Source organism: Billgrantia bachuensis (assembly GCF_011742165.1).
GTDB lineage: Bacteria > Pseudomonadota > Gammaproteobacteria > Pseudomonadales > Halomonadaceae > Halomonas > Halomonas bachuensis.
Genome location: NZ_JAAQTO010000054.1, coordinates 98,467 through 106,214, shown reverse-complemented (window position 1 = coordinate 106,214; position 7,748 = coordinate 98,467). Strand labels below are relative to the sequence as shown.

The 7,748-nt window shown below is 63.5% G+C and carries 7 protein-coding genes; 1 reads left to right on the top strand and 6 read right to left on the bottom strand.

What is annotated here, in order from left to right; all coding sequences use genetic code 11:
- Window positions 1-96 precede the first annotated feature (96 nt).
- The 5 genes from chrA to HBJ55_RS19460 all read right to left on the bottom strand — a co-directional run bounded on the left by chrA (window position 97) and on the right by HBJ55_RS19460 (window position 4,574).
- Window positions 97-1,320, bottom strand: coding sequence for a chromate efflux transporter (gene chrA, locus HBJ55_RS19480; RefSeq protein ID WP_167119020.1), 1,224 nt, complete (start codon window positions 1,318-1,320; stop codon window positions 97-99).
- 127 nt (window positions 1,321-1,447) lie between these two features.
- Window positions 1,448-1,792, bottom strand: coding sequence for a metalloregulator ArsR/SmtB family transcription factor (locus HBJ55_RS19475; RefSeq protein WP_206022771.1), 345 nt, complete (start codon window positions 1,790-1,792; stop codon window positions 1,448-1,450).
- Window positions 1,793-1,805: 13 nt separating this feature from the next.
- The gene (gene arsJ / locus HBJ55_RS19470) at window positions 1,806-3,074 is read right to left on the bottom strand and encodes an organoarsenical effux MFS transporter ArsJ (RefSeq protein ID WP_167119017.1); all 1,269 of its coding nucleotides are present in this window, start codon (window positions 3,072-3,074) and stop codon (window positions 1,806-1,808) included.
- The gene (locus HBJ55_RS19465) at window positions 3,067-4,098 is read right to left on the bottom strand and encodes an ArsJ-associated glyceraldehyde-3-phosphate dehydrogenase (protein WP_167119014.1); all 1,032 of its coding nucleotides are present in this window, start codon (window positions 4,096-4,098) and stop codon (window positions 3,067-3,069) included. The genes arsJ and HBJ55_RS19465 overlap by 8 nt, the downstream gene beginning before the upstream one ends.
- Window positions 4,099-4,145: 47 nt before the next feature.
- Entirely contained in the window at window positions 4,146-4,574 is a 429-nt protein-coding gene (locus HBJ55_RS19460; RefSeq protein WP_167119011.1) for an arsenate reductase ArsC, read from the bottom strand.
- Between the two features lie 164 nt (window positions 4,575-4,738).
- Here HBJ55_RS19460 and HBJ55_RS19455 point away from each other — a divergent pair, with 164 nt between their 5' ends.
- Window positions 4,739-5,947, top strand: coding sequence for an MFS transporter (locus HBJ55_RS19455; protein WP_167119008.1), 1,209 nt, complete (start codon window positions 4,739-4,741; stop codon window positions 5,945-5,947).
- Window positions 5,948-5,951: 4 nt separating this feature from the next.
- Here the strand turns inward: HBJ55_RS19455 and HBJ55_RS19450 are convergent, their stop codons facing one another.
- Window positions 5,952-7,637: a methyl-accepting chemotaxis protein gene (locus HBJ55_RS19450; protein WP_167119005.1), complete on the bottom strand. Its 1,686-nt coding sequence runs from the start codon at window positions 7,635-7,637 to the stop codon at window positions 5,952-5,954.
- Window positions 7,638-7,748: the final 111 nt, after the last annotated feature.

The following is a 7,748-nucleotide window of genomic DNA, read 5'->3' as shown; positions in this document are numbered from 1 at the left end:
CCTCTTCCGTATGGGTTGATGCACCCTCTAATCTGGCACATCGCGATGCCGTCGGAGGGGGGAGTCCATATCATCTGCATCGACTGGGACTAGCCTTTAAAGTGCAGCCACCGATAGCAAGCTGATCGCCAGCCCTCCCGTACCCACGATCAGGACCACGGCCCAAGCCGGCATTTTCCATATGCTCAATAGCACGAAGCCCGTCAGTGCCAGCGCGAAATCGTAGGGATCGAGAATAGCGCTCGTCCACACCGGGTGATACAGCGCGGCGCCCAGGATACCGACGACGGCAGCGTTGGCACCACGCATCAAGGCCTGGGCGGCCACCAATTGGCGAAAGGTGTTCCAGAACGGCAGTATCGCAACCAGAAGCAGCATTCCGGGTAGGAAAATGGCCAATAGCGCAATGATCGCACCAACCAAACCATTGGGGGCAGGTTCCAACACGCTGCCAAGATAAGCGGCAAAGGTGAAAAGCGGCCCAGGAACCGCCTGCGCTGCACCATAGCCCGTCAAGAAGGCATCCGAGCTCACCCAGCCGGATTGCACCACTTCAGCTTCGAGTAATGGTAAAACGACATGGCCGCCGCCGAACACCAGCGCCCCGGCGCGATAGAACGCATCCATTACCTCCAGCGTCTGGCTCGTGATACCCCATGTAAGGAGTGGCAGTCCAGCCAATAGGACAACGAAAAGCACGAGGGCAGCCCCGCCGGCAGTGCGGGAAACTGGCAGATACAGGTGGCTCGCAGTGACCGTGGCATGACCGCGACACAACCAGATGCCGGCCAGCCCCCCGGCCAGGATGCCCCCCACCTGGCCCAGTGGGCCGTTTACCAACACCACGATAAGGACTGCCACCAAGGCAATGGTAGCCCGCTGACGATCGGGGCATAGGTTTTTCGCCATGCCCCATACGGCATGCGCCACGATGGCAACGGCGACAATCTTGAGCCCATGGATGATGCCTCGCCCCACCGGCCCCTCCATGACCGCAGCGCCATAGGCGAACAGCACCAGCACCAGGGCCGAGGGCAAGGTGAAGGCCAGCCACGCGGCGGCAGCACCCCAGGGGCCGGCACGCATCAGTCCTAGGGCAAAGCCCACCTGGCTACTGGCCGGGCCGGGCAGGAATTGGCACAGCGCCACCAGATCGGCATACGCTTGCTCGTCCAGCCATTTGCGCCGCGCCACGAACTCGGTGCGAAAGTAGCCGAGATGAGCAATAGGCCCGCCGAAGGAGGTCAGCCCCAGCAGCAGAAAGGCCTTGAAGACTTCACCGACACGCCCAGCCGTCTCGGTCATCGCCTGCTGTGTCATGACTTTGGCTCCCTGGCTGCGTCCTTGGGCATGGCTTCGCTCATTATCACGTCGCTGCTTCTTGGTAGCTGTTAGCCATCTCATATGTCGCGATACGGCGTAGTGAGCAGTGACAAGCCGCTCTCTTTCAGCACATCGCCACCCGCCTTTCCGGGCGATTGCCCATCTCGGCCAGGCGCCGCTGTCGTGCAAGCAGGCGGTCGGCGTCACCTGCCGCCGCCGCCTTCAGAGCGCACCTTGCCCAACCGGGCAGTGAAGGCACCAGATCATAGTAGACCCACTGCCCTTCGCGTCGATCCTTGAGCAATCCACAAGCACGCAATTGGGCCAGATGACGAGAGATCTTGGGCTGCGACTCCTTGAGCGCATGCGTCAATTCGCATACACAGAGTTCGCCTTCGCTGTGAATCAGCAAGGTCAGCAGCAGCCGGGTATCGTCGCCCAGGCATTTAAAGAATCGAGTTGGTGCCAAGGAAATCACGTCATTACCTATTATCTAACTTGCTGCTTTCGTCATTCGCAGCGGCGTGTGAGACTGGATCCCGCGGCAGCGCCAGTGCCATCAGCGCACTTGCCGCCACCAGCGCCGCCGAGATCCACAAGCAGGCGGTCAGCCCATAAACCTGATAACCCCACCCGGACAGCAACGTCCCCAGCAGCCTGCCCATGGCGTTGGCCATGTAGTAGAAGCCCACGTCCATGGAGACCCCGTCGGCGCGCGCGTAGTGAACGATCAGGTAGCTATGCCAGCTCGAGTTGATGGCAAAGAGCACGCCGAAGGCGAGCAGCCCCGTCACCAGCCAGCCGACCTCGGCCAACGGCAGCAAGGCCAGCAGCGCCGGCAACCCGGCCAGCGCCAGGGCCCAGGACGCGGTGGTCATGCGCGCACCGCCCCGGATCAGGCTGGTGAGGCGTGGTGCCTGGGTCTGAACACCGCCGTAGCCGATTACCCAGATCGCCAGCAGTCCTCCCACCGTCCAGTGGCTCCAGCCGTGCTGGTCGTAGAGGAACACCGGCAGGGCCACCACGAACCAGACATCGCGTGAGGCGAACAGGCAGAGCCGGGCCGCCGAGAGCACGTTGATCGCCCGCGACTTGGAGAACACCTCGCTGAATTTGGGCTTGCGCTTCTGACGGCCCAGATCGGCCTTCAGACGCAGTAACGACATGACCAGCACCGCGACGAGCATCAGCGCCATGGCGATCACCGCGCCGCGGAAGCCAATCAGCGTCAGCAGCAACCCACCAAGGAAGAAACCGGCCCCTTTGAGGGAGTTCTTCGAGCCGGTGAGGATCGCCACCCAGCGATAGAGGGCGCTCTGGGCGCTGGCACTCTCCTTGGGCACCAGCACCTTGACCGCGCTCTTGGCGCTCATTTTGTTGAGGTCCTTGGCGATGCCCGAGAGGGCCTGGGCGGCCATCACCCAGGGCACGGTGAGCGCCGCGGCGGGCACCATCAACATGGCCAGGGCAACGATCTGCAGGCCAAGGCCCATGTTCATGGTGCGGTTGAGGCCAAGCCGTGCCCCGAGCCAGCCGCCGACCAGATTAGTGACCACGCCGAAGGCTTCGTAGAAAAGGAACAGCAGCGCCACCTCCAGCGGCGAGTAGCCGAGCTGGTGGAAGTGCAGCACTACCAACATGCGCAGGGCGCCGTCAGTGAGCGTGAAGGCCCAGTAGTTGCCGGTGATCAACAGGTACTGGCGGACCTCGAAGGGCAGCCCGCGCAGTCGCGCGGCCAGCGACTCAGCCACGGCTCACCTGCTCGCTCCCCACCTTCAGGGCCAGCTCGGCGGTGCGGTTGGCATAACCCCACTCGTTGTCGTACCAGGCATACAGCTTCAGCTGCGTGCCGTTGACGACCATGGTCGACAGCGCATCGATGATCGAGCTGCGCGGGTCGGTACGGTAGTCGACCGAAACCAGCGGGCGTTCCTCATAGCCCAGGATGCCGGCCAGTTCCCCCTCGGCGGCGGCCTTTAGCGCTGCGTTGACCTCCTCTTCGGTGACACTGCGCTCGAGCTCGAAGACCATGTCGGTCAAGGAGGCATTGAGCAGCGGCACGCGGATGGCATGGCCGTTGAGCTTGCCTTCGAGCTCGGGAAAGATGGCGGTGATCGCCTTGGCCGAGCCGGTCGTCGTGGGAATCAGGCTCTGGCTATTGGCACGCGCCCGACGCAGGTCCTTGTGCGGCGTGTCGAGGATCGACTGGGTGTTGGTAATGTCGTGCACGGTGGTCATCGAGCCATGACGAATGCCGAAGCTATCGAGTATCACCTTGACCACTGGCGCCAGGCAGTTGGTGGTGCAGCTCGCCGCGGTGACGATGCGATGCGCGGAAGGGTCGTAAAGATCGTCGTTGACGCCCATTACCACGTTGAGAACGCCCTCCTCCTTCATGGGCGCGGTCACCACGACACGGGAGACGCCCTGGTCCAGGTAGGCCTGCAGCTTGTCCCGGCTTTTCATCTTGCCGGAAGCCTCGATGATCACGTCGCAGCTCGACCAGTCGCTGTCACCCAGCTCACGGTTGCCGCTGAACGGAATGCGCCGGCCATCGATCACCAGCGCCTCCTCTTCGGCCTGGAACCCCTGCCATGGTGTCCAGCGGCCATGCACGGAGTCGAACTCGAGCAGGTGGGCGAAGGTTGCCGCGTCGCCACCCGGATCGTTGAGATGGGCGATCTCGACATCACCGCGCGCCACATGGGGCCACAGGCAGCGCAGGGAAAGCCGCCCCATGCGGCCAAGGCCGTTGATACCGATACGAATTGTCATGTTGTCCTCGGTGGCTTGAACAAGAATGCCAGGGCGCGGAATGAGCGTCAGGAATTTGTATGATCGTCGCGCGCCTTGATCGCCAGCCAGAGCGACAGGCGCCGGCGGATTTCACCCAGCGCCTGCTCGTAGGCGTCGGCGCGGTCGATCAGGCGCGGATCGCGAATGTCCCAGTAGAGATGCTCGTCGCTGCTACCGCGCCAGTTCCGGCACGCCTGCTGCGCCTTGTCGCAGAGAACTATCACCGTATCGAATTGTTGGCCTTCGAAACTCTCCAGCGGCTTGCTGGAGAGCCCCTCGGTGGCGATGCCTTGCTTCTTCAAGGCCGCCAGGGCCAGCTCCTGCGGCCTGTCAGGTTCGGTACCTGCACTGAAGGCATCGAAGCGGTCGTTGGCCATATGCCGGAGCAGCGCCTCTCCCATCAGGGAGCGGGCGGAATTGGCATTACACAGAAAGAGCACTCGCTGCTTGACCATGATCGAACCCCACAAATATATGGAATTACATATATACAGAACCGACATGTCAAATTTTTGACAGCCGCTACCGCCACTGCGTCATGGGACCTCTTGAGGCCATGGGTATGAAACGCGACGAATGGCGCCTTGTCTTACCCCATCGGCGCGGTAACGATAGAGGTATGAAGACGCACTTGTGGCAACGCCACCCCCTGGCCGTCATCGTCCTGGCCCAGCTCTGCGGCACCTCTCTCTGGTTCAGCGTCAATGGCGTTGGCCTGTCGCTCGCGCACGATCTCGCTTTCTCCGAGGTCGACCTGGGACGCCTGACACTCGCCGTGCAGGCAGGCTTCATCTGCGGCACGCTATTCATCGCCACAACGGGCCTAGCCGATCGCTTCCGCGCCAACCGTATCTTTGCCGCCTCTTGCCTGCTGGGTGCTATGGTCAATGCCGGTTTCATCCTGACGGCGGCACAGTTTCCCCTGGCGGTGCTGCTGCGCTTCGCCACCGGGCTGTGCCTGGCAGGCATTTATCCACTGGGCATGAAATTGGTAATCGGCTGGACGCCGAAGCATACCGGGGCGGCGCTCGCCTGGCTGGTAGGCATGCTGACCCTGGGCACCGCCCTGCCGCACTTGCTGCGAGGGAGCACTTTGGGTATGCCCTGGGAGTGGCCGCTGTTGGGCGCCTCGCTGCTGGCGCTGCTGGGAGGCGCCATGGTCCACGCCCTGGGCGATGGCCCACACCTGCCGCCGCCAGCTGGCAGGGTACGCCTTAGCGAAGGCCTGACAGCCCTGAACGAGGGGCGTTTTCGCGCCGTGGCGGGTGGCTATTTCGGCCACTGCTGGGAACTCTACGCCCTGTGGATGCTGACGCCCTTCCTGGTTCATCGCGAAGTCCAGCGACTCATGGCGTCTTCCGACCTGGTGGCCTGGCTGTCGTTCGGCATCATCGCGCTGGGGCTGGTGGGCTGCGTCGGCGGCGGCCTGTTGAGCCGACGCCTGGGCAGCCTGTGGGTGGCTCGTTGGGCGCTGACGGCCTCCGGTGCGATCTGCCTGACCTATCCGCTGCTGGCCTGGGCGCCGCCGGGTCTGTTGCTGGCGCTGCTGTTCCTGTGGGGCCTCACGGTAATCGCCGATTCGCCGCAGTTTTCGGCCCTGGCAGCGGCCACGGCACCGCGCGAGCGTGTCGGTTCGACACTTGCCGTGATGAATGCCGTGGGCTTCGCCCTGACCATTCCTGCCATTTCGCTGACCACCTCGCTGTGGTCGCTGCAGGGCACCTGGGTCCTGTGGTGGTTACTACCGGGGCCGATCCTCGGCCTGTGGGCGCTGCGCGGGCTTGCCGATCCGGCCACGCATCCGCCCGCAGCGGTGCACCAGGAATGAACCGCTAGGCCGGCTCGAGCGCCCGTTCGTCATGACGCTGCCTGGTGGCGTCAGTCGCTTCAGCCGTGCCCCACTCCTCGACACCGACCCAGGGCGCACTCGATCGTTGTGCTTCAGCCTGAGTGGCCAGCGTTGCGGGTAGCGCGAAGCGCTTGGCTTGCTCCTGCATGTGCAACGATTGGGCTTCGAGCTCCCTGGCACCGTCGGCGGCCTGATCAACCAGCAGGCTGCTCTCACGAGTTGCCACCTCCATCTGGCTCATGGCGCGGTTTACCTCCTCGATACCGAGGCGCTGCTCGCCGGAGGCCTGCACGACCTGTTCCATGAGCCTATCCACCCGTTCGATGGCCTCGATGATGCCATGGGTATGTTCGGCAGCTCGAACCGACAGGGAATTGCCCTCGGCCACGCTCGACTGGGAGGCCTGGATGCGGTGGCGAATGTCCCTCGCCGCATCGGCGCTGCGCGATGCCAGGGTGCGGACTTCGCTGGCCACCACGGCAAAGCCCTTGCCCTGCTCGCCGGCACGCGCCGCTTCCACGGAAGCATTGAGGGCCAGGATGTTGGTCTGGAAGGCGATGCTTTCGATCAGCCCGATGATGGCCACGATTTCCTCGGAGTGGCTGTGAATCTCCTCCATGGTGGCAACGAAGCGGGTGATCACCTCCTCGCCTTCACGGGCTCGCTGCGTGGCGGCATAGGCGGTTTCCCCCACACGCCGCGCATTGTCGGCATTACTCGCCACCGCTACCGTGAGCTGATCCAGGCTGGCGGCGGTCTGCTCGAGCGCCACCGCCTGCTGGCGGGTCTGTGCCGCCAGCGCCTGGTTGTGACCGGTCATCTCGCGGCTGCCCGAATGGACACAGTCGCTGCCGCTACGCAGAAAACCCACGGTCTCGATAAGAGAGCGCTGCATGGTGGCGAGCTCGGCATAAAGCTGGCCGATCTCGTTGCGTCCGCGCGTCTCGATCGGAGCGGCCAAATCGCCCCTCGCAATACGCTGGAAGTGCGCGACGATGCGACGCAGCGGTCGAATGACGTTGAGCGTGACGCCCCAAATGACGCCCGCCATCATCACGGCGGCAACGAGCAGGGCCGCCAGGATGGCCCAGGTCATCCAGTCGGCCAGACGCTCGAAACGTAGCGTCAAGGCTTCTCCCTGGGCAGCCGAAGCGGCGAGAAAGGTATCGGCCGCCTCGATGAAGGCCTGGGCACTGTCGTTGACGCGAGACTGACCGGAGCGATACCCCGCATGGTCACCCTCCTCGAGCAACAACATCTGTAGCTTCAGATTGTTGTTCACCAATGACTGGTAGCGATCCGCAAGCGCCTCGATATTCGCCTCGCGCTGCTCGGCCATGGGAATGGCGAGAAACGCCTGGAAGGCGAGCTCGGCTTCGTCCAGCTTCTCCTGCGCCCGCTCAAGTACCGGCCCCGGCAGCTCGAAGGCTGGCGCACGCATCAGTTCGGCGGCACGATCCATGTCGAGCCGCGCCTGCAGCACGCGGGTATAGGTGCGGTTCAGCGCGCCAGCCTGCTCGACGTTGAGCCGTTCAAGAGTGCCAAACGCATCACGGCTCAAGTGATTGGAGACTAGCCCCAGCGCACCGGTGCCGAGAATCAGCACGCTGAAAGCCATCAGCACCAGCGACCAGCTGAGCCGAACCGTCATGTCCTGGAATCGTTTCATACGCTCCCCGCGCATTTGGTTATCGTCCGGCACGGCCATCGCTGGCCGCCCTGCGGGAATATTAGTAACAGGTCAAGATGACAGTTCAGCGAAGGGAGGCGACACGGGAAG

Bases quoted from the DNA above. Each gene is read 5' to 3' on its own strand.
- chrA (WP_167119020.1), bottom strand. From the start codon at position 1,320: ATGACACAGCAGGCGATGACCGAGACGGCTGGGCGTGTCGGTGAAGTC.
- HBJ55_RS19465 (WP_167119014.1), bottom strand. From the start codon at position 4,098: ATGACAATTCGTATCGGTATCAACGGCCTTGGCCGCATGGGGCGGCTT.
- HBJ55_RS19460 (WP_167119011.1), bottom strand. From the start codon at position 4,574: ATGGTCAAGCAGCGAGTGCTCTTTCTGTGTAATGCCAATTCCGCCCGC.
- HBJ55_RS19455 (WP_167119008.1), top strand. From the start codon at position 4,739: ATGAAGACGCACTTGTGGCAACGCCACCCCCTGGCCGTCATCGTCCTG.
- HBJ55_RS19450 (WP_167119005.1), bottom strand. From the start codon at position 7,637: ATGAAACGATTCCAGGACATGACGGTTCGGCTCAGCTGGTCGCTGGTG.